At 61.6% G+C, this 25476-nt stretch carries 20 protein-coding genes; 12 read left to right on the top strand and 8 right to left on the bottom strand.

Annotated elements, in window-relative coordinates; translation table 11 throughout:
- Positions 1-179: 179 nt before the first annotated feature.
- Entirely contained in the window at positions 180-896 is a 717-nt protein-coding gene (locus tag ACI2KS_RS03265) for an SIMPL domain-containing protein (protein WP_404617111.1), read from the bottom strand.
- Positions 897-1301: 405 nt separating this feature from the next.
- Here ACI2KS_RS03265 and ACI2KS_RS03260 point away from each other — a divergent pair, with 405 nt between their 5' ends.
- The 7 genes from ACI2KS_RS03260 (at position 1302) to garD (ending at position 10211) form a co-directional block, all read left to right on the top strand.
- Positions 1302-2561 (top strand): ATP-binding protein, encoded by a 1260-nt coding sequence (locus tag ACI2KS_RS03260; protein WP_404617109.1) that lies wholly within the window; start codon positions 1302-1304, stop codon positions 2559-2561.
- Positions 2558-3118 carry a response regulator transcription factor gene (locus ACI2KS_RS03255; protein WP_404617107.1) on the top strand — a complete coding sequence of 187 codons (561 nt, stop codon included), beginning with the start codon at positions 2558-2560 and terminating at the stop codon, positions 3116-3118. Before ACI2KS_RS03260 ends, ACI2KS_RS03255 begins: the two co-directional genes overlap by 4 nt.
- 99 nt (positions 3119-3217) lie before the next feature.
- Positions 3218-4954, top strand: a complete 1737-nt coding sequence (locus ACI2KS_RS03250) for an ABC transporter ATP-binding protein/permease (RefSeq protein ID WP_404617105.1) — start codon at positions 3218-3220, stop codon at positions 4952-4954.
- Between the two features lie 108 nt (positions 4955-5062).
- Complete coding sequence (locus ACI2KS_RS03245) at positions 5063-5812, top strand: FadR/GntR family transcriptional regulator (RefSeq protein WP_404617269.1); 750 nt, start codon at positions 5063-5065, stop codon at positions 5810-5812.
- A gap of 269 nt (positions 5813-6081) precedes the next feature.
- Complete coding sequence (gene kdgD / locus ACI2KS_RS03240; protein WP_404617103.1) at positions 6082-6993, top strand: 5-dehydro-4-deoxyglucarate dehydratase; 912 nt, start codon at positions 6082-6084, stop codon at positions 6991-6993.
- A gap of 261 nt (positions 6994-7254) precedes the next feature.
- Positions 7255-8628, top strand: coding sequence for an MFS transporter (locus tag ACI2KS_RS03235; RefSeq protein WP_404617101.1), 1374 nt, complete (start codon positions 7255-7257; stop codon positions 8626-8628).
- Between the two features lie 29 nt (positions 8629-8657).
- Positions 8658-10211, top strand: coding sequence for a galactarate dehydratase (garD, locus tag ACI2KS_RS03230; protein WP_404617099.1), 1554 nt, complete (start codon positions 8658-8660; stop codon positions 10209-10211).
- Between the two features lie 284 nt (positions 10212-10495).
- On the opposite strand, the gene ACI2KS_RS03225 is transcribed toward garD, so the two are convergent.
- From ACI2KS_RS03225 to cra, 6 genes are all read right to left on the bottom strand, one after another.
- Entirely contained in the window at positions 10496-11266 is a 771-nt protein-coding gene (locus tag ACI2KS_RS03225) for an alpha/beta hydrolase family protein (RefSeq protein ID WP_404617097.1), read from the bottom strand.
- Positions 11250-12371 (bottom strand): DUF3182 family protein, encoded by a 1122-nt coding sequence (locus ACI2KS_RS03220; protein ID WP_404617095.1) that lies wholly within the window; start codon positions 12369-12371, stop codon positions 11250-11252. The genes ACI2KS_RS03225 and ACI2KS_RS03220 overlap by 17 nt, the downstream gene beginning before the upstream one ends.
- Positions 12372-12552: 181 nt before the next feature.
- The gene (locus ACI2KS_RS03215; RefSeq protein ID WP_404617093.1) at positions 12553-12933 is read right to left on the bottom strand and encodes a Rho termination factor N-terminal domain-containing protein; all 381 of its coding nucleotides are present in this window, start codon (positions 12931-12933) and stop codon (positions 12553-12555) included.
- 93 nt (positions 12934-13026) lie between these two features.
- Positions 13027-13455 carry a low affinity iron permease family protein gene (locus ACI2KS_RS03210; protein ID WP_404617091.1) on the bottom strand — a complete coding sequence of 143 codons (429 nt, stop codon included), beginning with the start codon at positions 13453-13455 and terminating at the stop codon, positions 13027-13029.
- 94 nt (positions 13456-13549) lie between these two features.
- Entirely contained in the window at positions 13550-14335 is a 786-nt protein-coding gene (locus ACI2KS_RS03205; protein ID WP_404617267.1) for a TatD family hydrolase, read from the bottom strand.
- The gene (cra, locus tag ACI2KS_RS03200; RefSeq protein ID WP_404617089.1) at positions 14332-15327 is read right to left on the bottom strand and encodes a catabolite repressor/activator; all 996 of its coding nucleotides are present in this window, start codon (positions 15325-15327) and stop codon (positions 14332-14334) included. Before cra ends, ACI2KS_RS03205 begins: the two co-directional genes overlap by 4 nt.
- 339 nt (positions 15328-15666) lie before the next feature.
- Between cra and ptsP the strand changes: the two genes are divergently transcribed.
- The 5 genes from ptsP (at position 15667) to ACI2KS_RS03175 (ending at position 24157) form a co-directional block, all read left to right on the top strand.
- A complete protein-coding gene (gene ptsP / locus ACI2KS_RS03195) occupies positions 15667-18528 on the top strand; it encodes a phosphoenolpyruvate--protein phosphotransferase (protein WP_404617087.1) in 2862 nt (953 codons plus the stop codon).
- Positions 18529-19470, top strand: a complete 942-nt coding sequence (gene pfkB / locus ACI2KS_RS03190; RefSeq protein WP_404617085.1) for a 1-phosphofructokinase — start codon at positions 18529-18531, stop codon at positions 19468-19470. It begins immediately after the preceding gene.
- Positions 19471-19483: 13 nt separating this feature from the next.
- Positions 19484-21226, top strand: coding sequence for a PTS fructose-like transporter subunit IIB (locus ACI2KS_RS03185; protein ID WP_404617083.1), 1743 nt, complete (start codon positions 19484-19486; stop codon positions 21224-21226).
- A 216-nt stretch (positions 21227-21442) separates the two neighbouring features.
- Positions 21443-23005, top strand: coding sequence for an alkaline phosphatase D family protein (locus ACI2KS_RS03180; protein WP_404617081.1), 1563 nt, complete (start codon positions 21443-21445; stop codon positions 23003-23005).
- A gap of 210 nt (positions 23006-23215) precedes the next feature.
- On the top strand, positions 23216-24157 hold the full coding sequence (locus ACI2KS_RS03175) for an AEC family transporter (RefSeq protein WP_404617079.1): 942 nt from the start codon (positions 23216-23218) through the stop codon (positions 24155-24157).
- 214 nt (positions 24158-24371) lie between these two features.
- Here the strand turns inward: ACI2KS_RS03175 and ACI2KS_RS03170 are convergent, their stop codons facing one another.
- Positions 24372-25424 carry a calcium/sodium antiporter gene (locus ACI2KS_RS03170; RefSeq protein ID WP_404617266.1) on the bottom strand — a complete coding sequence of 351 codons (1053 nt, stop codon included), beginning with the start codon at positions 25422-25424 and terminating at the stop codon, positions 24372-24374.
- Positions 25425-25476 lie beyond the last annotated feature (52 nt).

The following is a 25476-nucleotide window of genomic DNA, read 5'->3' as shown; positions in this document are numbered from 1 at the left end:
GGTCAGCGGGTGTTACGAGAGTCGATTTTATGTATTGCGCGGTGCTTGCAAATCAGACAGGACGTTGCGGGGCGTAGGAAGGGGGAGTCGCTCAAACGAAGAAGCCGCCATAGATTGGCGAGTAAAGCGGGGGGATAACAGGAGGAAACGGCGGCGACCCTTGGTCACCGCCATCTGCATCAGGGCAGGGCGACTTCGATCACGCCATCTGCGCTGACGCTGACCTGACTGGTGCCGGCTTCGACTTCAGGCGTTGGCGCAGCGTCCGCACGCGCGGCTTTCATCATCATCACCGGTGCGCGCATATAGGGCTGTGGGTAGCCTGAGGTGTTCAGGTTGAGGTTGACCAGCTTGTAGCTGCTGCCGCCCAGGGCATCGGTGACCAGTTGCGCACGGGCCTTGAACGCGGTAACGGCATTCTTGAGCAGGGTGTCTTCGCTGGCCTTGCGCGCCGGATCGGAGATGGAGAAGTCCATGCCGCCCATTTTCATGTCGCTGCCCAGCAGCTCGCCGGTCAGTTTGGACAGGGCTGCAAAGTCCGGGCTTTCCAGACGCAACTCGGCGCGTTCACGCCAGCCGGTGATCTTCTGGCCCTTGTCGTCGTAGATCGGGTAGCTGTTGCGGCTGCCCTGGCGGATGGTCACTTCCTTGACCTGGCGCGCCTCACCCAGGGCCTTGTTCAGTGTCTCGGTGATGCCGGCGGCCAGCTTCGCCGGGTCGGAATTCTGCGATTCGGTGTACAGGGTTACGGTCATCAGATCGCGCTGGACTTCCTGATTGACCTCGGCGCGGACCGAAACCTGGTTGTAGTGGACATCGTCCGCAAGGGCCGGGGTGCTGGCCAGAGCGATGGCGCCCAGGGCGAACAATGTGGCGGTGGGGCGAAGGCTGGACATAAAAACTCCTTGTTGGGCGGGCCGTCAGGGGCGCACGTCACTGTGGGCCGCCGCACGGATGCCCATCAGACTGTGGTTGCGCGATCTTGTTCCGGGATCCTTGTGGGATCGCTTGTCATTCTAGGGGCCGGCTGGCTGGCGAACGCGGGGTGTCAGCGGTGATGTCAGTGACATCGCTGCCGCCGGCAAGCCGTGCTGCTACAGGATGGTATGAGGTCGGGAAAGGGCCCATACCGGAGGTGTTCGCCAGCCAGCCGGCGCCTGCAGCGGTTGCACCCATTGAAGCGGTCAACTCGATCACTGGCATGTCCCACCGCTGTGGCGCTTTGACGCACTTCCAAGGAAAGCGCTGTCGCATTGGTTATACTCGCTCCGATTCGCCTGGAGCGCTCATCAGGAGAGCTCATGCTCGCCCCCGTACAATTGCTTTCCGCCACCCGCCAGAACCTCTGGCGACTGACGTTCGTCCGCATTCTGGTGCTGGGCGCCCAAGCCGGCTCGGTGGGCTTCGCCTACCTGTTCAACCTGTTGCCGCTGCCCTGGTTGCAGCTGGACATCACCCTCGGGTTTTCTGCCATCGTGTGCCTGCTGACGGCGATTCGTCTGCGCACCTCGTGGCCGGTGACCGAGCTTGAATATGCCGTGCAACTGGCATTCGACCTGTTTATCCACAGCGCGCTGCTGTACTTCTCCGGTGGTTCGACCAACCCGTTCGTTTCCTACTATCTGGTGCCGCTGACCATCGCTGCAGTGACTCTGCCGTGGCGCTATTCGTTGATCCTGTCAGGCATCGCGTTGGCGCTCTATACCTTGATGCTGGCCAACTTCTATCCGCTGGAAGCCTTTGCCGTTGCCCGCGAGAAGATGCAGATCTACGGCATGTGGCTCAGTTTTGCCCTGGCCGCCGGGGTCATCACTTTTTTCGCCGCGCGCATGGCCGAGGAATTGCGCCGTCAGGAGCACATGCGCGCCTTGCGCCGTGAAGAAGGCGCACGTGATCAGCAATTGCTGGCCGTGGCGACCGAGGCCGCCGGTGCCGCGCACGAGCTGGGCACGCCGCTGGCGACCATGAGTGTGCTGCTCAAAGAGATGCAGCAAGACCACAAGGACCCTGCGCTGCAGGAAGACCTGTCGGTACTGCAGGACCAGGTCAAGCTGTGCAAGGAGACGCTTCAGCAGCTGGTGCGTGCGGCCGAGGCCAACCGTCGCCTGGCGGTTCAGGAACAGACCGTCACCCACTGGCTGGATCAGGCACTCAATCGCTGGCACCTGATGCGCCCGGAAGCCAGTTACCGCTTCCAGCGCCTGGGGCAGGGCGATGTACCGATGGTCGCGCCGCCACCCGACCTGACCCAGGCGCTGCTGAACTTGCTGAACAATGCCGCCGACGCCTGCCCGGAGGGTCTGGAAGTGAACCTGGACTGGAGCGCCGCAGAGATTCGCATCAGCATCCGCGACCACGGTGCTGGCGTGCCGCCGGCAGTGGCCGAGCAGATCGGCAAACCTTTTTTTACCACCAAGGGCAAAGGCTTCGGTCTGGGCCTGTTCTTGAGCAAGGCCAGCGTGACCCGCGCGGGTGGCTCGGTGAAACTCTATCCTCACGAGGAAGGCGGCACGCTCACCGAGCTGCGCCTGCCCCGTGACGCACGAGGAGATGAAGCATGACTGATGAAATCCAGGTTGAAGGCGAAGAGTTGCCGCACCTGTTGCTGGTGGACGACGATGCCACCTTCACTCGCGTGATGGCCCGCGCCATGGCCCGCCGCGGTTTCCGCGTGAGTACCGCAGGCTCGGCCGAGGAAGGTCTGACTGTGGCGCAGCAGGACATTCCCGACTACGCCGCGGTCGATCTGAAGATGGAAGGCGACTCGGGGCTGGTGCTGTTGCCCAAGCTGCTGGAACTGGACCCGGAAATGCGTGTCCTGATACTGACCGGTTATTCGAGCATCGCCACGGCGGTCGAAGCGATCAAGCGCGGCGCCTGCAATTACCTGTGCAAACCGGCTGACGCGGACGACGTGCTGGCAGCGCTGCTGTCCGAACACGCCGACCTGGACACCCTGGTGCCGGAAAACCCGATGTCGGTGGACCGCCTGCAGTGGGAGCACATCCAGCGTGTGCTGACCGAGCATGAGGGCAACATTTCCGCGACCGCCCGTGCCTTGGGGATGCACCGAAGGACGTTGCAGCGCAAGTTGCAGAAGCGACCGGTTCGTCGTTAACCACGGACGGTCACATAAACATTTCTTCATGGAAGACCTCGCGTGGCGTCTGGCACATTGGTGCCAACGCCACTAATTGCCTGCCGCTGAGCCTCCACCATGAATTTTGATGTCGATGAATCCAGGGTCAATGACGCTGTGACCGGAAGCTTCTTCTCCCGGGTCTGGAAACTGGTTACGCCGTACTGGCGCAGTGAAGAAAAGGGCATGGCCTGGGTCCTGCTGATTGCCGTGATCGCGCTGTCGCTGTTCAGCGTGTTCATCTCCGTATTGGTCAACAGCTGGTACCGGGATTTCTACAATGCCCTGCAGAACAAGGATCTGGGCGCCTTCACGCACCTGATCCTGTATTTCTGCGGCATCGCCGCCATCGCCATTCTGGGCGCGGTGTATCGCCTTTACCTGACACAAATGCTGACCATTCGCTGGCGTCGCTGGCTGACCGAAAAGCATTTTGCCAAATGGTTGAGCAGCAAGAATTACTACCGGCTGGAGCAGGGCGGTTACACCGATAACCCTGACCAGCGTTTGTCCGAAGACCTCAACAACTTCACCTCCGATACCTTGAGCCTGAGCCTTGGCCTACTGCGCACGGTCGTCAGTCTGGTGTCGTTCTCGGTGATCCTGTGGGGCGTGTCCGGCAGCATCGAACTGTTCGGCATCACCATCCCCGGCTACATGTTCTGGGCCGCCTTGCTGTATGCCGCCGTTGGCAGCTGGCTGACCCACCTGATCGGCAAACGCCTGATCGTGCTCAGCAACCAGCAACAGCGCTATGAAGCCGACATGCGTTTCTCGTTGGTGCGGGTTCGCGAGAATGCCGAGAGCATCGCCTTGTCTGACGGCGAGGCCAACGAGAATCAGCGCCTGAGCGCGCGCTTTGGCATGGTCTGGAGCAACTTCTGGACCATCATGAAGGTGCAGAAACGCCTGACGTTCTTCACCGCAGGCTATTCGCAGATCGCCATCGTCTTTGCCTTCGTCGTCGCGGCGCCGCGCTACTTTGCCGGCAAGATCGAACTGGGCGAGCTGATGCAGATCAACTCGGCGTTCGGCAACGTGCAGGAGAACTTCAGCTGGTTCATCGATGCGTATACGCAGTTGGCCTCCTGGCGCGCAACCTGCGACCGTCTGCTCAGCTTCCGCCAGGCCATGGACGAAAACGAAGCGCGGGTGCCGGCCATCAAGGTCAGCCACGACAGCAACGCGCTGCATCTGCAAGGTCTGGACTTGTCGCTGGTGGGCGGTCGTCAGTTGCTCAACAACGCCAACATCGACATTGCAGCGGGCGAAAAGGTCATGCTCAGCGGCCGCTCCGGCAGTGGCAAAAGTACCCTGTTACGGGCCATGGGCGGCTTGTGGAACGAAGGCCATGGCGCGGTGAAACTGCCAGCCAAACGGGCGTTCTTCCTGCCGCAGAAGCCCTATCTACCCATCGGCACGCTGCGCGAGGCGCTGAGTTATCCACAAGCGCCGGAAGTCTATCCGGCCGAGCGCTTTGCCCAGGTGCTGGAAACCTGCCGGCTGGGCCATCTGGTTTCGCGGCTTGAAGAAGCTAATCATTGGCAACGCATGCTTTCGCCGGGTGAGCAGCAACGCGTGGCTTTTGCCCGCGCGCTGCTGTTCGCGCCGGACTGGCTGTACCTCGATGAAGCCACCTCGGCAATGGACGAAGAGGACGAAGCGGCGCTCTATCAGGCCCTGCTTGACGAGTTGCCGGGGGTGACGCTGCTCAGCATTGGTCATCGCAGCAGTCTCAAACGCTTTCATCGTCGTCACTTGCGTATCGAAGGCGGGCAACTGCTGGAGCAACCGCAGGCGCAAACGGTGATGTAGGCGACAAAACGCCGCAAATACCTACGAACTCGCCGGGTTTGTTATGTGATCGTACAACCTGGTGAGCTATGATTAGCCTTTCACCGTATTTAGAGATGCATGTTGGATATGGAAAATCAGAGTGCTCCGCCTCGCGCCCGCAGAAAGCACCGCAGCCTTGCGCAGGAATTGGTAACCGAACTCTCCGAGCGCATTCGCAGCGGCCAGCTCAAGCGCGGCGATAAATTGCCGACCGAGTCGGCAATCATGGAAGAGCAGGGCGTCAGCCGCACGGTTGTGCGCGAGGCCATTTCGCGTTTGCAGGCCTCGGGTCTGGTGGAAACCCGCCACGGCATCGGTACTTTCGTCCTCGACACGCCGAGCCCCAGTGGTTTTCGGGTCGATCCGGCGACGATCGTCACCCTGCGTGATGTGCTGGCCATTCTGGAGCTGCGCATCAGCCTCGAAGTCGAGTCTGCAGGTCTGGCGGCGGTGCGCCGCTCGCCAGAACAACTGGCCGACATGCGCGCCGCGCTCGATGCACTCAATGAAAGCGCGTCCCACGCCAGCGACGCGGTGGGCGCCGACTTCCAGTTCCACATGGCGATTGCGCTGTCCACCGGCAACCGTTATTTCACCGACATCATGAATCACCTGGGCACCAGCATCATTCCCCGGACCCGATTGAATTCCGCCCGCATCGCTCACGACGATCAGCAGCACTACATGGGCCGGCTGAGCCGCGAGCATGAAGAAATCTACGAGGCCATCGCCCGCCAGGATTCCGATGCCGCCCGTGCGGCGATGCGTCTGCACCTGACCAACAGCCGCGAGCGGTTGCGCCATGCCCATGAAGAGGCAGAATCGCAGCGGGCTTGAGGTTGTCTGATCTGAACCCAAAGCTCAGCAAAACGAATACCTGTAGCAGTCCGGCTTGCCGGCGGTAGCGCTCGCAAGGACGTCACCGCCGGCAAGCCGGACTGCTACAAGGCCTGCAAAATCCCACCGAATCACCGCTCATCCCTTCCCGACATAAATAATTCCACCCCCCTATTGAGTCCTCTCATTCCTAGTTGTACGATGACATACGACATCAGCGCAGGACTGGTGCTTCATCCACAAAAATTGCTCCCCAGGGTGTTCGAATAATGAATCCACAAGAACTGAAGTCCATCCTCTCTCACGGTCTGCTGTCCTTCCCGGTAACCGATTTTAATGCCCAAGGCGACTTCCACCGCGCTGGCTACATCAAACGTCTGGAGTGGCTGGCCCCTTACGGCGCCTCTGCACTGTTCGCAGCCGGCGGTACAGGTGAGTTCTTCTCCCTGACTGGTAGCGAATACTCCGAAGTCATCAAGACTGCGGTCGACACCTGCGAAAATTCCGTGCCGATTCTGGCTGGCGTCGGTGGTCCTACCCGTCAAGCCATCGAGATGGCTCAGGAAGCCGAGCGTCTGGGTGCCAAAGGCCTGCTGCTGCTGCCTCACTACCTGACCGAAGCCAGCCAGGACGGCGTTGCCCTCCACGTTGAAGCGGTGTGCAAGTCGGTCAAGATCGGTGTTGTGGTCTACAACCGTAACGTCTGCCGCCTCACGCCAGCGCTGCTCGAGCAACTGGCCGAGCGTTGCCCGAACCTGATCGGCTACAAGGATGGTCTGGGCGACATCGAGCTGATGGTGTCGATCCGTCGCCGCATGGGCGATCGTTTCTCCTACCTGGGTGGTCTGCCAACCGCTGAAGTCTATGCCGCAGCCTACAAGGCGCTGGGCGTGCCGGTTTACTCCTCGGCGGTGTTCAACTTCGTGCCCAAGCTTGCGATGGACTTCTACCACGCCATTGCCAAGGACGATCACCAGACCGTTGGCAAGCTGATCGACGATTTCTTCCTGCCGTACCTGGACATCCGTAACCGCAAAGCCGGCTACGCGGTAAGCATCGTCAAGGCAGGCGCAAAAATCGCCGGTTACGACGCAGGTCCCGTTCGCGCTCCGCTGACCGACCTGACCAAAGAAGAGTTCGAAATGCTCGCTGCACTGATGGACAAGCAGGGTCAGCAATAACAGCCGACCTTTCGCAAAACCGCTGAGCGATCAGCGGTTTTTTGCCGTCGGGACAAGCGGTTTTTCAGCATCGCTCATGCAGTCTTGAGTTTTTAATGTTTCGCGTCGGCAAGGTCGCCGATGCGTGAGTTTCACCCTAGTGGCTACACCTTGAGAGCACCGCTTCAATCGCATCTGAATTTAGGGGCAGAGGCGAGCAGCACACACATATAAAAGATCGTTTAACCCGCGCAAAAAAATAATTAGTGGGAGTTTTCGAACATGCAAAATACCAAGCCGACTCACGTCCGCTATTTGATCCTGCTCATGCTGTTTCTGGTGACCACGATCAACTATGCCGACCGTGCCACCATCGCCATCGCGGGCTCCAGCCTGCAGAAAAGCCTCGGCATCGACGCCGTCACCCTCGGTTATATCTTCTCCGCCTTTGGCTGGGCCTACGTCGCCGGTCAGATCCCGGGCGGCTGGCTGCTCGATCGCTTCGGCTCCAAGAAGATTTACGCCCTGAGCATCTTTACCTGGTCGCTGTTCACCGTGCTGCAAGGCTATGTCGGTGAATTCGGTCTCTCCACCGCGATCGTTGCGCTGTTCATGCTGCGCTTCCTGGTCGGTCTGGCAGAAGCCCCGTCCTTCCCTGGCAACGCGCGCATCGTCGCGGCCTGGTTCCCGACTTCCGAGCGTGGCACTGCCTCGGCGATCTTCAACTCCGCGCAATACTTTGCCACCGTACTGTTCGCCCCGATCATGGGCTGGATCGTCTACACCTTCGGCTGGCAGCACGTGTTCGTGGTCATGGGCGGCGTTGGCGTGGTGTTTTCGCTGATCTGGCTGAAAGTCATCCACAGCCCGCGCAACCACCCGAAAATCAACCAGGCCGAACTCGATCACATCGCCAACAACGGCGGCATGATCGATATGGACCAGGATCAGGGCAAAGGCAAAAGCGGCGGCCCGAAATGGGACTATGTTCGCCAGTTACTGACCAACCGCATGATGCTCGGCATCTATCTGGCGCAGTACTGCATCAACGCCATCACTTATTTCTTCCTGACCTGGTTCCCGGTGTATCTGGTCCAGGAGCGCGGCATGACCATCCTCAAGGCCGGTTTCATCGCCTCCTTGCCGGCCATCTGTGGCTTCATCGGTGGCGTACTGGGCGGAATCATTTCCGACTACCTGCTGCGTCGCGGCAAGTCGCTGACCTTCGCGCGCAAGGCGCCGATCATCGGTGGTTTGCTGCTGTCGACCTCTATCGTCACCTGCAATTATGTAGACGTCGAATGGGTGGTGGTGGGCTTCATGGCGCTGGCCTTCTTCGGCAAGGGCGTGGGCGCATTGGGTTGGGCGGTGATGTCCGACGCGTCGCCGAAACAGATCGCCGGTTTGAGTGGCGGGCTGTTCAACATGTTCGGCAACATCGCCTCGATTACCACTCCGATCGTGATCGGGTACATCATCAGCTCCACCGGCTCGTTCAAATGGGCCCTGGTGTTCGTCGGCGCCAACGCGCTGGTGGCGGTGATCAGCTACGTGTTCATCGTGGGTGAGATCAAACGTGTGGAATTGAAAGACACCCCGACGCAGGGTGATGTGCAGGCGGGCGAAGTCGGCGAAGTCCCTCAAGCCCGAACCTGAGCTCATGTGAAAATCTGAGGAAAACCGTGATGAACTTGATCCAACATGCCGACTCGCCGCGTTATATCCGCTTGCATGAGCGCGATAACGTCGTCGTCGTGGTCAATGACCAGGGCGTACCGGCGGGGACAGAATTCGACAACGGTCTGGTGACCATCGATAACGTGCCGCAGAGCCACAAGGTCAATACGGTGGACATCCCCGAAGGTGGGGCGGTGATCCGCTACGGGCAGACCATCGGTTATGCCCTGCAGCCGATCGCCCGGGGCAGTTGGGTCAAGGAAGATCAATTGCGCATGCCGAGCGCGCCGCCGCTGGACAGTTTGCCGCTGTCCACCGACGTGCCGGGCAAGGGCGAGCCGCTGGAAGGCTTTACCTTCGAAGGTTATCGCAACGCTGACGGCACCGTCGGCACGCGCAATATTCTGGGGATCACCACCACGGTGCAATGCGTCACCGGCGTGCTGGATTTTGCGGTCAAACGCATCCGCGAGGAGCTGCTGCCCAAATACCCGAACGTCGATGATGTGGTGGCGATCACCCACAGCTATGGCTGCGGCGTGGCGATCACCGCCAAGGATGCGTACATCCCGATCCGCACCGTGCGCAATCTGGCGCGTAACCCGAATCTGGGTGGCGAAGCCTTGGTCATCAGTCTGGGCTGCGAAAAACTCCAGGCCGGCCAGGTGATGCACGAGGACGACAGTTCGGTGGACCTGAGCGAGCCCTGGCTGTATCGGCTGCAGGACTCCAGTCACGGCTTCAACGAAATGATCGAGCAGATCATGGCCCTTGCCGAAACCCGTCTGAAGAAACTTGACCAGCGTCGGCGCGAAACCGTGCCGGCGTCCGAGTTGATTCTGGGCATGCAGTGCGGCGGCAGCGATGCGTTTTCCGGCATCACCGCCAACCCGGCGCTGGGGTATGCCTCGGACCTGCTGTTGCGCGCCGGTGCGACGGTGATGTTTTCTGAAGTGACCGAAGTGCGTGACGCCATCTACTTGCTGACCTCCCGCGCCGAAACCACGCAAGTGGCCGAGGAGCTGGTGCGCGAGATGGACTGGTACGACCGTTACCTGGCCAAGGGCGAGGCGGATCGCAGCGCCAATACCACGCCGGGCAACAAGAAGGGCGGGCTGTCGAATATTGTCGAGAAGTCCCTGGGATCGATCGTCAAATCCGGCAACAGCGCCATCAATGGCGTGCTTGGCCCCGGCGAGCGGGTGAGCCGTAAAGGGCTGATCTTCTGCGCTACTCCGGCCAGCGATTTCGTCTGCGGCACGCTGCAATTGGCGGCCGGGATGAACCTGCATGTGTTCACCACCGGCCGCGGCACGCCCTATGGTCTGGCGATGTCACCGGTGGTCAAGGTGTCGACCCGAACCGAACTGGCCCAGCGCTGGCCGGATTTGATCGACATCGATGCCGGCCGCATCGCGACCGGTCGTGCCAGCATCGAAGACTTGGGTTGGGAGCTGTTCCACTTTTATCTGGATGTCGCCAGCGGCAAGAAGAAGACCTGGACCGAGCACTATCGCTTGCACAACGACATCACCCTGTTCAACCCCGCCCCGATTACCTGATCGGGCTGCAACAGCCTCGAGCCGACCCGTAGCAGCGCGCGTGCCCCGCGAGCTGCCGGGCACCGGCGGTAAATCCGACGGCGCGGTGGATCAGGTGCATGCCGTTCACAGGGTTTACTGCCGCTTCGCGCCAGATCGCGAGCAAGCTTGCTCCTACGCCCTGCGGGCAGAAGCGATCGATTTCTGATGCGCGGCATGCTTTTGATTCTGGCCGCAGGCCTGTGGGAGCCGGCTTCTGCAAGGGACTGCGCAGGTCGCTGGCTCTGTTTTCACAAGGCAGGCGATTACGAGTACGCAGCCGAGTGATGGGGGTAGTCCACAAGCCGTGAGTCTATGACCATTTCGCTGATCCAGCTGGTCAACAACGTGGTGTAGGCGTGCTGGCTGGTGTCACTGCTGAGCCCGTGATCAGCGCCGTCCAATAGTCGGTAGGTCAGCGAATGCGCAAGGTCGAATGCGGTGCGGTAGCTCATCAGCGTGGCATGCGGCACGTAATCATCCTGCTCGGACTCCACCAGCAACACGTCGCCCTTGAACTCCTTGCAGGCGGCGAGCGCACGGTTGTCCGCTGCCGTCACGGCCGAACGCCGATAGTGCGCAAGTTTGTCGCGGTCCAGTGCCTGCTTGGGCATGTCCCAGTCGGCGTCCCAATACAGCGCTGGCACACGCAAGGCCAGCCAGCGCACCGGGCGCATGCCGCTGAGGATGGTCGCCAGATAGCCGCCGTAGCTGCTGCCGATGATCGCGATGGCGTTGTTATCCACGGCAGGATGGCTGGCCAGCCTGTCGTAGGCGGCGAGCAAGTCTTCCATGCTGTGTTCGCGGGAGACCGAGGCGCGCATTTCATGGGTGCGTTCGTGGCCACGCAGGTCGAAGGTAAGGCACACGCAGCCCAGGCCGGTGATGTTCTTGGCGCGCGCCAGATCGCGCTGCTGGCTGCCCCCCCAGCCGTGGACGAAAAGGATGCCAGGCATCCTCGCCCCCGGGGTGAGAATGGTCCCGGAAATGTATTGATCGTTGACATTAATGTCGATGGTTTCACTGCGTACAGTCATAAGGCTGGACCTGTGTGAATTTGCTGATTAGGCCGACTTCAGGATCGTCGCCTTCGTACAGAACATGAGCGTGCGGGGGCAGGGTGGTGGGGCCATAAATCTCGTGGCTGGACGCGCCGATGCGTTGCAGCTTCGGATCGGCGGCAAATGCCACCAACGCCTCGACCTCCGCAGGGCTCGCGCCGCCGATACGCCAGGACTGCTCCAGAACCCCGGAACACACCTGACCTCGCGAATTGGTGCCGTGGGCAATATCGTAGTTGCGCCGCGAGGCAAGGAAATCCGGGAAGCAATCGAGCGCGGCCTTCTCGTAGTTCATGGCCTGGGTCACTGAGCGGCGTACATCGTCTTCCAGATCCAGCTCAAGCAGTTGATCATAGCCGCCGCGCACCAGCCAAAGCTGTGAGCCGCCGTAAACCGTCTCGCCGTTGTTGTCCTGGGTCAGGCTCTGAGTGCCATGGTAGCTGACCATGATCCCGGCCACGTGCACCTGGCCGACGCTGTAGGTGATGACGTCACGCAGATCTTCTTCCAGCACCAGGCCCCATTGCTCGACCTGAGCCATGTCCTGTGCAGCGATGGCCTGGTCCAGCGCAGACTCGCTGGTGACCACCCGTTGCCCGCGACCGGCCGTGGCCAGCACCGGCTTGACCCGCACTGGACCGTCCTTGAGCAACTGCCGGCCGGCGCGCTTGGCGTCAGCTTCGTTGAACACGCTGAAACCGCTGAGCACAGCGTCGGCAGCGTCCTCGAAAAAACGTTCGGACCAGCCCGCTGGCCGAGAGGTGGCGTCTTTGATCAAGGGATGGGAAATGGCCTTGGTGGCCATGAATGGATGGTCGATCAGTCCGCCGAAAAAGTCATCGACGCTACCAATGTCCAGGGCTTCGCCTTGCTGTTTGCCGATCAAGGTGTCCGATGGGATGTAGTAAAGGGCGTGGCCCTTGTGCAATGCGGGGTCATAGGCGCCGGCGAAGGTGGCGCCGAGTAGCTTGGCAATGCGTCCCCCTAACGCCTGCTGAACCACGGTTTCGTGAGTTGCCAGTTTCTTGTGGGTGGCCAGCAGGACAACTTCCGACTTTGCAGTACTGCGTGATCCGCTCATAGGCGAACTCCCTGAGGCGTTGAAGGGGCCCTTGTAGCCGTCCGGCTTGCCGGGAGTCGCGATCTTCAGGCCGCCACCGCCGACAAGCCGTGCTACCAGGAGTAGCGATCTTCAGTCCGCTACCGCCGGCAAACGGTGCTGCTACAGCTGTGTTTTCGATACCAGCAGCCTGCGGTCTGCATCAAGCCGCCTTGCGAATGGCGGTGATCAGCTCCGCCTTGGTCATGGTCGAGCGGCCAGAGATATTCAGCCCGCGGGCCCGCTGCAACAGATCAACCTTGGTCTGCTCATCCAGCGATTGCCCGGTGTTGCGCGGCGCACCGTGCTTGGCCGAGACGGCGCGTCTGGCCGAATCCTTGCGGTCGTGGGACTTGGCGCTGGCGGACTTTTTGCTGCCTGAGCCGCCTTTTTTCTCGCCCCCTCCGGACTGCTTGTTCACAGTAGCCCAGGCGCGAGCTCCTGCCTCGCCTTTGGAGACCCCTTTTGACTCGTAGCTGTCCTCGATATGCGCGGCTTTGTGCTTCTGTTCGGTGGTGTATTTGTCTTTGTTTTGAGTGGGCATTTTCAGTCTCCCGGTTCAATTCAAATTGCGCTGACGTGCGCCGGTTTCATCAATTATGAAGAGCACAAGGCCGTGTAGTTCCTTCGATGTTGATCAATGGTCGGCAGACTGCTTCGAGGCCAGGAGGTCTTTGTCGGCTTCACATTCGGGAAATGGCTGGGTGTGGTCCAGCGCTTGCTGTTCGCCCATCGCCCGGTATTTCTTGCGCAGCTCGTGCAGTTCTTTCTGATCGAGATTGTCCAGGCTCAACACGGCGTTCTGCGCGTCCTTGGTGACCCGCAACAACTCATCGATCTTGATGTGCAACTGATCGGTGTCGCGGTTCTGGGTGTTTTGAATCAGGAACACCATCAGAAAGGTGATGATGGTGGTGGAAGTGTTGATGATCAGCTGCCAAGTGTCGTTGTAATGAAACATCGGCCCGGTGGTTGCCCAGATACAAATCAGCACCACTGCGACGAGAAAGGTCCGGGGGCTGCCGGACCATTTCGACAAGGCCTGTGCAAACTTCGAGAATTTCATTGCCGGTGTCCTTAGCTTTTCAGGGAGATAAGCAAGAGACCACAATGGCGGTTTGAAATTTCTTCTTACAAAGTGAAATCAAGCGAGGCGGTGTTCAGCGCCAGCCGAACAGCGCATTTGCATTCTCGGTGCTGGCGTGGGCCAATTGCTCGGCAGGTATTTTCATCAAGGCAGCCAGTGCCGAGCAGATGTGCGGCAGGTGCTCCGGGCTGTTGCGTTGGCCGGGGAACATGGCAGGCGCCATGTCCGGTGAATCGGTTTCCAGTACCACACTGTCGAGCGGCAACCGGGCAATGACCCGATGCATGCGCAGGGCTTGCGGCCATGTGGCGGCGCCGCCCAGGCCCAGCTTGAAGCCGAGCTTGATGTATTCCCGGGCTTCTTCGGCGCTGCCGGCAAAGGCATGGATGATGCCGCTGCGCTTGAGCCTGAAGCGCTTGAGGGTGGCGATGGTGTCGGCGTGGCTGCGACGCACGTGAAGCAGCACCGGCAGGTTGAAGTCGGCCGCCATCTGCAGTTGCGCGTTGAAGACGTTCTGTTGCCGTTGCCGGTCCAGCGATTCAACGTAGTAGTCGAGCCCGATTTCGCCCACGGCACAGAGTTTGGGATGGCCCGCCAGCGTCGCCAGCAGATCGCGCAATTGCTGAAGGTGTTCAGGCAGATGCTCGTCAAGGTAGATCGGATGCAGACCCAGTGCGGCGTACACCGAAGGCTCGCTCAAGGCCAGATCCCACACCCGCTGCAGATTGCGCTGGTACACCCCCAACACCACCATGCGCTCGACACCCAGCTGTTGACAGTGGTTGAGCACGGCCTGGCGATCGGCATCGAAGTCCTCGAAATCCAGGTGTGTGTGGGTGTCTGTCAGCTTCACCCTCAGGCCTCGTGAATGCGCTGTTTGAAGGTGCGCACGATGGCATGCACGCCGGGTTGATACTGATCCTGCTCGATCGCCGACAGTGCCAGGGCCAGCGCTTTCTCGGCGATCAGCTGATGTTGTTGGGCCATGGCGTTGACCGGCAGTGGCAGGAAGTCCAGCAACTGGGTATCGCCGAAGGTGCCCAGGTGCAACTGGTCAGGATTCAGGCCGCGCTTTTGCAGAAGGTCGAACACGCCTTGCAGCAACACGTAGGAGGTGGTGATCAGGGCATCGGGAAAGTAGCCCAGACGGTCGAGCATCTGGCCGGCGATCTGCAAGCCACATTCGCGGCTGAAAGACTCGCCATGCTCGATAATGACCGACCCTTTGAAGTCGCCCAGCGCGTCTTCGAATCCGCTGGCACGCGCCTTACTGACGCTCAGCTCCGGGCGAGCGCCAATCAGGGCGATGTGTGCAGGTTTTGTTTCCAGCAGGCTGCGGGTCAATTGCTGGCTGGCATCGTGGTCATCACTGACCACCGAGCAGAAATGCGCCGGGTCCATCTCGCGGTCAATAGCGATGACGGGAGTGCCTTGCTGTTGCAGTGTGCGATAACTGTCGTCGCTGGCGGGCAGGCAGCTGGCGACAAACAGGGCATCGCAGCGCCGGGCGCGAAACAGCTGGAGCAATTGCAGCTCGCTGATCGGGTCATCATCGGAGCTGGCGATCAGCAGCTGGTAGCCTCGCGCCCGGGCGCCTTGTTCAAGCTGCTTGGCAATGCGCGCATAGCTGGGGTTTTCCAGGTCCGGCAGAATGAAACCCAAGGTGCGGGTGTGCCGGCTGCGCAGCCCGGCCGCTTGCGGATTTGGCCGAAACCCATGAGCCTCGACCACTGCACGAACACGCTCGACCGTCGCATTGCTGATGCGCTGCTGCTCGGCCTTGCCGTTGATCACGTAGCTGGCGGTGGTGACGGACACACCGGCCAGACGCGCAATATCACTGAGTTTCAAGCCAAACGTCCTTTTCTGATTGGAGAGTCATCGGGGCGGCTGAATAAATAAACGCGCCGAGGATTTTCACTGATTCATGTCCATCATTACAGCAGACCGGCGTCCAGTGGTTGATTCAGAACCGTTGTGACAGCAATCGACCGGATGAGCTTCAATCCGTGGAGATTATCGAGTAACGTGCCCGCCCATCTAGATTAAACGATTCAGCACACCTGTTTATCGCGTTAATCCGTTAATGCGTCTGGCCTGCACCGGGCGTTTTTCATTGAAGCTATCGGTCATGATGACCGGTCTTAGAACAAGAACCAGGCGCCATCATGCGCTGCACAGGAGAAACGCATGCTCGAGCTGACCGTTGAGCAAATTTCCATGGGCCAACGTGCCGTGGATAAACCCGCGGCGCTGCAACTGCTGGCCCAGCTGCTGGCAACCGATGGACTGGTAGCCCCCGGTTACCTGCAAGGACTGCAAGCGCGCGAGCAGCAGGGTTCGACCTTTCTGGGGCAGGGCATCGCGATCCCCCACGGTACGCCACAAACCCGCGACCAGGTATTCGCCACTGGCGTGCGCCTGATGCAGTTTCCCGACGGTGTCGATTGGGGGGATGGCCAGATGGTGTATCTGGCCATTGGCATTGCGGCCAGGTCCGACGAGCATTTGCGTCTGTTGCAGTTGCTCACCCGCGCCCTTGGAGAAACCGATCTGGGTCAAGCGCTGCGTCAGGCGAAGGATCCCGAGTCGCTGCTCAAGTTGCTGCAAGGCGCACCGCAGGAACTGGCGCTGGATGCGCAGATGATCAGCCTCGGCGCCTCAGTCGATGATTTTGAAGAGCTGGTCTGGCGCGGTGCACGACTGTTGCGTCGCGCCGACTGTGTGAACAACGGTTTTGCCGCCGTGCTGCAACAGGTCGAGCCGCTGCCGCTGGGCGATGGCCTGTGGTGGTTGCACAGCGAGCAAATGGTCAACAAGCCGGGACTTGCCTTTGTGACGCCCGACAAACCGATGCGCCATCTGGGTCAGCCGCTGACCGGACTGTTTTGTCTGGCCAGCCTGGGCGAGTCCCACCAGGCGTTGCTCGAACGGTTGTGCGCGCTGTTGATCGAAGGCCGTGGCCACGAATTGGGCCAGGCCACCAGCAGCCGTGCCGTGCTTCAGGCACTCGGCGGCGACGTGCCGCCTGACTGGCCGTCCGAGCGGGTGGTGCTGGCCAATGCTCATGGCCTGCATGCGCGTCCGGCAAAAATTCTCGCGCAACTGGCCAAGCGTTTCGAAGGCGATGTGCGCGTGCGCGTCGTCGACAGCACCGAGAATCCGGTCTCGGTCAAAAGCCTGAGCAAACTCTTGAGCCTGGGCGTGCGTCGCGGCCAGGTGCTGGAATTCATCGCCGAACCTGGTGTGGCCGACGACGCATTGCCTGCGCTGGTTGCCGCCGTGCTGGAAGGACTGGGCGAAGAAATCGAACCGTTGCCGACCCACGCCGCCCCGACGCCACTTGCAGCGGTGATGAAAAAGCAGCTGAGCGCGCCCGTGGCGGGTGCGCAGATTCAGGCCGTGCCCGCAGCGCCGGGCATCGCCATGGGGCCGGCCCATGTGCACGTGTTGCCGGTGTTCGAGTACCCGCTGCAAGGCGAGTCCCATGGCGCCGAGCAGCAACGTCTGCACTCGGCGCTGGCGCAGGTGAAGCAAGACATCGAGCGGCTGATCCAGCGCAGTACGGCCAAGGCTATCCGCGAGATTTTCATCACCCACCAGGAGATGCTCGATGACCCCGAGCTGGTGGATGAGGTCGCCCTGCGCCTCAGGCAAGGCGAAAGCGCCGCTGCGGCGTGGATCAACGTTATCGAAACCGCTGCCCTGCAGCAGGAGCAGCTCAAGGATGCGCTGCTGGCCGAGCGTGCCGCCGACCTGCGCGATATCGGTCGCCGGGTGCTGGCGCAGCTTTGCGGCGTTGACGATCTGATCGAGCCGGAAGATCCGTACATTCTGGTAATGGATGAGGTCGGCCCGTCCGATGTGGCGCGGCTGGACCCGGCACGGGTTGCCGGCATTCTCACTGCCCGTGGCGGCGCCACGGCGCACAGCGCCATTGTTGCCCGGGCGCTGGGCATTCCGGCACTGGTCGGGGCCGGTGACGCGGTGCTGCTGATCAAGTCCGGCACCTTGCTGCTGATCGATGGCCAGCGCGGGCGTCTGGACGTCGCGCCTGACGATCTCACGCTGCAAGGCGCGCTGCTCGAGCGCGATACCCGCGAGCAACGCCTCAAGGCCGCCGCTGCACGACGCATGGAACCGGCAATCACCACCGATGGCCATGTGGTCGAAGTGTTCGCCAACATCGGCGACAGCGCAGGGACTCCGGCGGCGGTGGAGCAGGGCGCTGAAGGCATCGGTCTGCTGCGCACCGAGTTGCTGTTCATGGCGCACAGTTCGGCGCCTGACGAGGCCACCCAGGAAGCCGAATACCGGCGCGTCCTGGATGATCTCAAGGGCCGCCCGCTGGTGGTACGGACCCTGGATGTCGGCGGCGATAAACCCTTGCCGTACTGGCCTATCGACAAAGAAGAGAACCCGTTTCTGGGCGTGCGTGGCATTCGTCTGACCCTGCAGCGGCCGGATGTCATGGAAAGTCAGCTGCGTGCCTTGCTGCGTGCCGCCGACAACCGCCCGCTGCGCATCATGTTCCCGATGGTCGGCACCCTCGAGGAGTGGCGCCAGGCGCGGGACATGACCGAGCGCCTGCGTCTGGAAATTCCGGTGGCCGATCTGCAGCTGGGCATCATGATCGAGGTCCCGTCGGCGGCATTGCTGGCGCCGGTGTTGGCCAGGGAGGTGGACTTCTTCAGCGTCGGCACCAACGACCTGACCCAATACACCCTGGCCATCGACCGTGGCCACCCGACCTTGTCGGCCCAGGCCGACGGCTTGCATCCGGCGGTCCTGCAACTGATCGACATCACCGTGCGCGCCGCCCATGCCCATGGCAAATGGGTCGGGGTATGCGGCGAACTGGCGGCGGATCCGCTGGCGGTGCCGGTACTGGTGGGCCTGGGCGTGGATGAATTGAGTGTCGCGGCGCGCAGTATTGGCGAGGTCAAGGCCTGCGTGCGTGATTTGAACGTGATCGGCGCCAGACAGCTGGCGCAAGCGGCGCTGGCTGTGGGCAGCGCCGCGCAAGTACGTGCCCTCGTGGAGGGGCTGTAAATGGCGAAAATTCTGACATTGACCATGAACCCGGCACTGGACCTGACGGTGCAGTTGGGGCCGTTGCAGGTGGGCCAGGTCAACCGTAGCGAAGCGATGCTGACCCACGCGGCGGGCAAGGGCATTAACGTCGCCCAGGTGCTGGCTGATCTTGGGCACACGCTGACGGTGGCCGGATTCCTCGGCGTCGACAATCAACAGCCGTTCGAATCGCTGTTCGCCCGACGCGGCTTCGTTGATGAATTCGTGCGAGTGCCGGGCGAGACGCGCAGCAATATCAAGCTGGCCGAAAGCAGCGGCCGCATCACCGATCTCAATGGCCCGGGGCCGCAGGTCAGCGTGCAGGCGCAACAAGCCCTGGCTGCCCGCGTCGAGCAGATTGCCAAAGACTTCGATGCGGTGGTGGTGGCCGGCAGTTTGCCTCGCGGGGTGGACGCACAATGGTTGAAAACGCTGTTGCTGCGCCTCAATGCCATGGGCCTGAAAGTGGCGCTGGACACCAGCGGCGAAGCCTTGCGCGCAGGTCTTGAGGCCTCGCCGTGGCTGATCAAGCCCAACACCGAAGAGCTGGCCGATGCGCTGGATGCGCCGATCATTTCGCTCGCAGCACAGGCCCAGGCCGCTGCTGCCTTGCGCCAGCGCGGCATCGAACATGTGGTGATTTCCCAAGGCTCGGAAGGCGTGCATTGGTTCAGTTCTGCCACCGCTCTGCAGGCGTTGCCGCCCAAGGTCAGTGTGGCGAGCACCGTGGGCGCCGGGGATTCGCTGTTGGCCGGTATGGTTCATGGTCTGCTTTGCGGGCACAAGCCGGAGCAGATCTTGCGCACTGCGACCGCCATCGCGGCCATGGCGGTGACTCAGATCGGTTTCGGCATCAGCGACACCGCCCAACTCAAACGGCTGGAAGGCGGCGTCAACGTGCGCGCCCTGACCGAAAAATAAGAGAGGAAGTGTGATGAAGTTAGTCATTGTCACGGCATGCCCGAACGGCAGGATCAGCAGTGTCCTCAGCGCCCGCTTGCTCGATGCCGCCGCGCAGCGTAAGGGCTGGAGCACGGTTGTCGAAGTGCACGATCCGCGTCAGCCGGAAAAACAGCTGTCGAGCGCCGATATCGAAGCGGCCGACTGGGTGCTGGTGGTCAACACCGGCCCGTTGGACCTGAATCGCTTTGCCGGCAAGCGCCTGTATCAAGCCACGCCTTCCCGGGCGTTGCAGGATGTCGACGGGTTTATGTATTCGGCCAGCGAACTGGCAAAGGTTTATAGCGCCGTACAGCAGGTTGAACCCGCACCGGTGGCCAGTGCCCACAGCGCGCCGCGTCTGGTCGCCGTCACGGCCTGCCCGACCGGTGTGGCTCACACCTTCATGGCCGCCGAAGCGATCCAGCAGGCGGCCAAAAAGCTTGGCTACGAACTTCAGGTGGAAACCCAGGGCTCGGTCGGCGCGCGCAATCCACTCAGCGCCCAGGCGATTGCCGAGGCCGACGTGGTGCTGTTGGCGGCCGACATCGAAGTGGCCACGGAGCGTTTCGCAGGTAAACGCATCTATCGCTGCGGCACCGGGATTGCCCTCAAACAGTCTGAAGCCACCCTGAAAAAAGCCCTGGCCGAGGCCGAGGTCGAAACCGCGCTCAGCAGCTCGAAGGCTGCGGCCAAAAAGGACAAGACCGGCGTCTACAAACACCTGCTCACGGGCGTGTCGTTCATGCTGCCAATGGTCGTGGCCGGCGGTCTGCTGATCGCGCTGTCGTTCGTGTTCGGCATCACTGCGTTCAAGGAGCCGGGCACCCTCGCAGCGGCACTGATGCAGATCGGCGGTGATGCGGCATTCAAGCTGATGGTGCCGTTGCTGGCGGGGTACATCGCTTATTCCATCGCTGACCGCCCGGGTCTTGCGCCGGGCATGATCGGCGGCTTGCTCGCCAGTACGCTGGGGGCCGGTTTCATCGGCGGCATCATCGCCGGTTTCCTGGCCGGCTACAGTGCCGCGGCGATCAATCGCTATGCCAGGCTGCCGGCGAGTGTCGAGGCACTCAAGCCGATTCTGATCATCCCGCTGCTGGCCAGTCTGTTCACCGGGCTGGTGATGATCTACGTGGTGGGCAAGCCGGTGGCCGGAATGCTCGAAGGGCTGACTCAGTTCCTCGACAGCATGGGCACCACCAACGCGATCCTCTTGGGGGTGTTGCTTGGCGCGATGATGTGCGTCGATCTCGGTGGGCCGATCAACAAGGCCTCCTACGCCTTTTCGGTCGGCCTGCTGGCGTCTCAGAGTTATGCCCCGATGGCCGCTGCGATGGCCGCCGGCATGGTGCCGCCCATTGGCATGGGCATCGCCAGCGTCATCGCCCGTCGCAAGTTCGCCCAAAGCGAGCGCGAAGCAGGCAAGGCGGCGTTCGTGCTGGGGCTGTGCTTCATCTCGGAAGGCGCGATTCCGTTCGCGGCGAAAGACCCGTTGCGGGTGATTCCGGCGAGTGTGGTCGGCGGTGCGATCACCGGGGCATTGTCGATGTTTTTCGGCTGCAAGCTCATGGCGCCCCATGGCGGGTTGTTCGTGATGCTGATCCCCAATGCGATCAACCACGCGTTGTTGTACCTGCTGGCAATTGTCGTCGGCAGTGTGGTGACCGGGGTGTTGTATGCGCTGCTGAAGCGGCCCGAGGTGGTGGAGCTGGATGCGCTGCCGGCGGGGGCTTGATCCAGCCCTGTCACGTCCCACTGTAGGAGTGAGCTTGCTCGCGATAGCGTCAGGCCAGACAGCAAGATGCCGGCCGCCCAACCGCCATCGCAAGCAAGCTGACGCCTACAGGGGCATGTGCGGCGGCCAATGATCTTTTTCCAGGCTCGCTGTCACATTGCGCAAACAATCGGTTGTTAGGTTCCTTTCTTTGGCATTCGCTTGTGAGGAGCAGACATGACTCAGTTCGACCTGACGCGCCGGCGCATCATCCAGGCTGCTGGCGCCGGATTACTCTTGCCGGGCCTGGCGCCTGCGGTCATCGCCTCGGTCAAGGACCGCCCGAAAATGACCGATGGCGTGCAGTCCGGCGATCTGCTGGGCGATCGTGCCATGGTCTGGAGCCGCAGCGACCGACCCTCGCGCATGGTGGTCGAATGGGACACCCGCAGTGTGTTCAGCAATCCGCGCCGCGCCATCTCGCTGCTGGCTGACCAGCGCACCGACTACACCGCCCGCGTCGAGCTGACCGGGCTGCCCACCGACCAGGCGATCTTTTATCGAGTGTTCTTCGAAGATGCCCAGACCGGCGTCGCCAGCGAGCCCTGGTTCGGTCATCTGCGCAGTGCACCGCAGACCCGTCGTGACATCCGCTTTGTCTGGAGTGGCGACACCGTCGGCCAGGGTTTCGGAATCAATCCGGATATCGGCGGCATGCGCATCTACGAGGCCATGCGCCTGCGCCTGCCGGACTTCTTCATCCACAGCGGCGACACCATTTACGCCGACGGCCCGGTGCCCGCCGAAGTGGTCACCGAGGGTGGGCGGATCTGGCGCAATATCACCACGCAGGAGAAGAGCAAGGTCGCCGAAACCCTGGACGAATATCGCGGCGCCTATCGCTACAACCTGATGGACGACAACCTGCGCCGGTTCAACGCCCAAGTGCCGCAGATCTGGCAGTGGGATGACCACGAAGTGAGCAACAACTGGTCGCCGAGCAAACAGCTGGATGAGCGCTACCAGGTCAAGGACATTCAGTTGCTGGCCGCGCGCGGGCGTCAGGCGTTTCTCGAGTACGCGCCCATGCGTCTGCAATCGGCCGATAACGGCGGGCGGGTGTATCGCAAGCTGAGCTACGGGCCGATGCTCGATGTGTTCGTGCTCGACATGCGCAGTTATCGCGACGGCAACGATGCCAACCTGGCGGATCAGCCAGGGCCGACCACGGCGTTTCTCGGACGCGAGCAGCTGGACTGGCTCAAGCGCGAGTTGCAGGCGTCGGGGGCGCAGTGGAAAGTCATCGCCGCCGACATGCCGATCGGCCTGGGCGTGCCGGATGGCGAAGTCAGCCCCGGTGTGATGCGCTGGGAAGCGATCGCCAACACCGACGATGGCGCGCCGAAAGGGCGTGAGTTGGAGGTCGCCGAGTTGCTCGGCTTCCTGCGCCAGCAGCAGATACGCGACACCGTATGGCTGACTGCGGATGTGCACTACTGCGCCGCGCATCACTATCACCCCGACCAGGCGGTGTTCCAGGATTTCGATCCATTCTGGGAGTTTGTTGCAGGGCCGCTGAATGCCGGCAGCTACGGTCCCAACACGCTGGACAAGACTTTCGGCCCCGAACTGGTATTCCAGAAAGCCCCGCCTGCGCAGAACACCTCGCCGTTTGCCGGCTTCCAGTTCTTCGGCGAGGTAAACATCGACGGACAGAGCGGCGAAATGACCGTGACCCTGCGCGATCTGGATGGGGTTTCGGTGTTTGAGAAGAAGCTGGCGCCGGTGACCCCTGCCTGACTTAAACCCTGTAGGAGTGAGCTTGCTCGCGATAGCCATCTGTCTGCGCTTGGTCAGGTGACTGACACCCTGCCTCGCGAGCAAGCTCACCCCTACACCGGTTTTGCGAATTCTTCCGTGGTTGTACGATAACCGTGCAATTGCCGGTAACACTTAGCCGTCTGCTGGCCTATCATTAGCCACCTAACGACGGCTCAGGGTTTGGCGTGCATGCTGGCAATCTTTCTGGAAACCCTGAACATCACGGCACCGGTATTCGCCATGTTGTTTCTGGGGGTGGTGCTCAAACGTGTCGGCTGGATCAACGACAGCTTCATCCATACCGCCTCCTCGCTGGTGTTCAACTGCACCATGCCCGCGTTGCTGTTTCTGGGCATTATCCACGCCGACCTGCATGCGGCCCTGCAACCGGGGGTGCTGGTCTACTTCATCGTTGCCACACTGGCCGGTTTTGCGCTGGTCTGGGGCTGGGCGATCTATCGTGTGCCGTTTATCGAACGCGGCATCTACGTCCAGGGTGCGTTTCGCGGCAACAACGGGGTCATCGGTCTGGCACTGGCTGCGAGTATGTACGGCGACTACGGGATCTCCCTGGGCGCGATTCTCGCGGCCCTGGTGATCCTGTTCTACAACACCCTTTCAACCGTGGTGCTGGCGGTCTACAGCCCGGTGATCAAGTCCGATCCGTGGAGCATCTGCAAGAGCGTGTTGGCCAACCCGCTGATCATCAGCATCGTTGCAGCCACGCCTTTTGCCTACTTTGGCATCGGGTTGCCGAAATGGCTCGATACATCCGGCAGCTACCTGGCTCAGATGACCCTGCCGTTGGCGCTGATGTGCATCGGCGGCACCTTGTCGCTCAAATCGCTGCGCGAAAGCGGTGGCCTGGCGGTCAGCGCGAGCCTGATGAAGATGGTCTGGTTGCCGCTGATCTTCACCCTGGGCGCTTGGCTGTTGGGCTTTCGCCATGCCGAACTGGGTATCCTGTTCCTGTACTTCGGCGCACCGACCGCGTCCGCCAGCTTCGTCATGGCCCGCGCCGCAGAGGGTAATCACGAGCTGGCGGCGTCGATCATCGTCATGACGACACTGGCCGCGGCCCTGACCACCAACATCGGGATTTTCATCTTGCAGTGGGGTGGGTGGATTTAAGCGCGGTACCCGGGCATCACGCTTCTGCCGGAGGGCGTGAGAGGTGCCGGGGTCGCGCCCCACCTTGCCAACGATCTGCCGGGAACCGGCAGTAAATTCTAAGACCGTGATCTGCCTGACACGGCCCAGTTGAATGGATCCATCGCTGCATCGCAACAGATCGCGCGCAAGCAGGGCTCCCACGCCGTTCGGGCCGAATCAGAAGCGCGTTTTTTCAATGCTGCCTGCGCCACGCGCGGACGGTGCTGATCAAAACCATCACTCCCAACACCGGCAGCGCATAGTGGATCATCAGGCGCTCCAGTCGGTCGGCCAGCGGCATGCCGGTGGTGAACGAGACGATGTGCAGCCCGTACACCGCGTACAACCCCAGCAGCAGCAGGCCTTCAATCCGCGTGATCCGGTATCCCGAATAGAACAGCGGCAGGCACAGGACGGCGACGCCAAGCATCACCGGCAGGTCGAAGTCCAGCGCGTTGGGTGAGATCGACAGCGGGCCGGAGGCGATCAACGAGGTCACCCCCAGCACCCCCAGCAGGTTGAACAGGTTGCTGCCGATGATATTGCCGACGGCGATATCGCGCTCGCCACGCAGCGCCGCGATCAGCGAGGTCATCAATGCTGGCAGGGAGGTGGCAATGGCGATCACCGTCAGGCCGATCACCCGTTCCGACAAACCCAGGTCCTGAGCGACCACCACCGCCGCGCCCACCAATAAATGGCTGCCCAGAATCAGCAGCGCCAGGCCACAGGACATCAACGTCAGCCGGCCCAGGATCGGCCCGATCTTGCGTCGTGGTGCAGCATCCGGCTCACCAAAATGCCGCGCACCATGGGCGAACTGGCGCAGCACCACCGCCAGGTACAGCGCCATGCCCAGCAGCAAGACCACGCCGTCCAGCCCGCTCAACTCGCCATTCCACGCCAGTGCCGCGACCAGCAGGGTGGCGCCGATCATCAGCGGCAGGTCGACCCGCACCAGTTGCCGAGCCACCCGCAGCGGGATAATCAGCGCTGACAGGCCGAGGGTCACCAGAATGTTGAAGATGTTGCTGCCGATGACGCTGCCTACGGCGATGTCGGTGCTGTCAGTCAGTGCCGCCTGCAAGCCGACAGCCATTTGCGGCGCACTGCTGCCCAAGGCGACCACCGTCAGACCGAGGAACAGCGGACGGGTTTTCAACAGGGCAGCCAAAACCACGGCGGCACGCACCGACAGCTCGGCACCGATGATCATCAGCAGCAGGCCGCAGACCAGCTCGATCAGCGTGGGCAGTGGCAGGGTCGATAGGGCGAGAATTCAGGGCACCTTTGGATCG

The organism is Pseudomonas sp. NPDC087358, assembly GCF_044900785.1.
Classification (GTDB): domain Bacteria; phylum Pseudomonadota; class Gammaproteobacteria; order Pseudomonadales; family Pseudomonadaceae; genus Aquipseudomonas.
The sequence above is the reverse complement of the archived record's forward strand: the minus strand, read 5'-3'. Positions and strand labels throughout refer to the sequence as shown.

Excerpts from the sequence above, each read along its gene's own strand:
- ACI2KS_RS03255 (WP_404617107.1), top strand. The coding sequence starts at position 2,558 with ATGACTGATGAAATCCAGGTTGAAGGCGAAGAGTTGCCGCACCTGTTG.
- ACI2KS_RS03265 (WP_404617111.1), bottom strand. The coding sequence starts at position 896 with ATGTCCAGCCTTCGCCCCACCGCCACATTGTTCGCCCTGGGCGCCATC.
- garD (WP_404617099.1), top strand. The coding sequence starts at position 8,658 with ATGAACTTGATCCAACATGCCGACTCGCCGCGTTATATCCGCTTGCAT.
- ACI2KS_RS03185 (WP_404617083.1), top strand. The coding sequence starts at position 19,484 with ATGAAGTTAGTCATTGTCACGGCATGCCCGAACGGCAGGATCAGCAGT.
- ACI2KS_RS03210 (WP_404617091.1), bottom strand. The coding sequence starts at position 13,455 with ATGAAATTCTCGAAGTTTGCACAGGCCTTGTCGAAATGGTCCGGCAGC.
- ACI2KS_RS03245 (WP_404617269.1), top strand. The coding sequence starts at position 5,063 with ATGGAAAATCAGAGTGCTCCGCCTCGCGCCCGCAGAAAGCACCGCAGC.
- ACI2KS_RS03235 (WP_404617101.1), top strand. The coding sequence starts at position 7,255 with ATGCAAAATACCAAGCCGACTCACGTCCGCTATTTGATCCTGCTCATG.
- kdgD (WP_404617103.1), top strand. The coding sequence starts at position 6,082 with ATGAATCCACAAGAACTGAAGTCCATCCTCTCTCACGGTCTGCTGTCC.
- ACI2KS_RS03180 (WP_404617081.1), top strand. The coding sequence starts at position 21,443 with ATGACTCAGTTCGACCTGACGCGCCGGCGCATCATCCAGGCTGCTGGC.
- ACI2KS_RS03225 (WP_404617097.1), bottom strand. The coding sequence starts at position 11,266 with ATGACTGTACGCAGTGAAACCATCGACATTAATGTCAACGATCAATAC.
- ptsP (WP_404617087.1), top strand. The coding sequence starts at position 15,667 with ATGCTCGAGCTGACCGTTGAGCAAATTTCCATGGGCCAACGTGCCGTG.
- ACI2KS_RS03175 (WP_404617079.1), top strand. The coding sequence starts at position 23,216 with ATGCTGGCAATCTTTCTGGAAACCCTGAACATCACGGCACCGGTATTC.
- ACI2KS_RS03250 (WP_404617105.1), top strand. The coding sequence starts at position 3,218 with ATGAATTTTGATGTCGATGAATCCAGGGTCAATGACGCTGTGACCGGA.
- ACI2KS_RS03220 (WP_404617095.1), bottom strand. The coding sequence starts at position 12,371 with ATGAGCGGATCACGCAGTACTGCAAAGTCGGAAGTTGTCCTGCTGGCC.
- ACI2KS_RS03215 (WP_404617093.1), bottom strand. The coding sequence starts at position 12,933 with ATGCCCACTCAAAACAAAGACAAATACACCACCGAACAGAAGCACAAA.
- pfkB (WP_404617085.1), top strand. The coding sequence starts at position 18,529 with ATGGCGAAAATTCTGACATTGACCATGAACCCGGCACTGGACCTGACG.
- ACI2KS_RS03260 (WP_404617109.1), top strand. The coding sequence starts at position 1,302 with ATGCTCGCCCCCGTACAATTGCTTTCCGCCACCCGCCAGAACCTCTGG.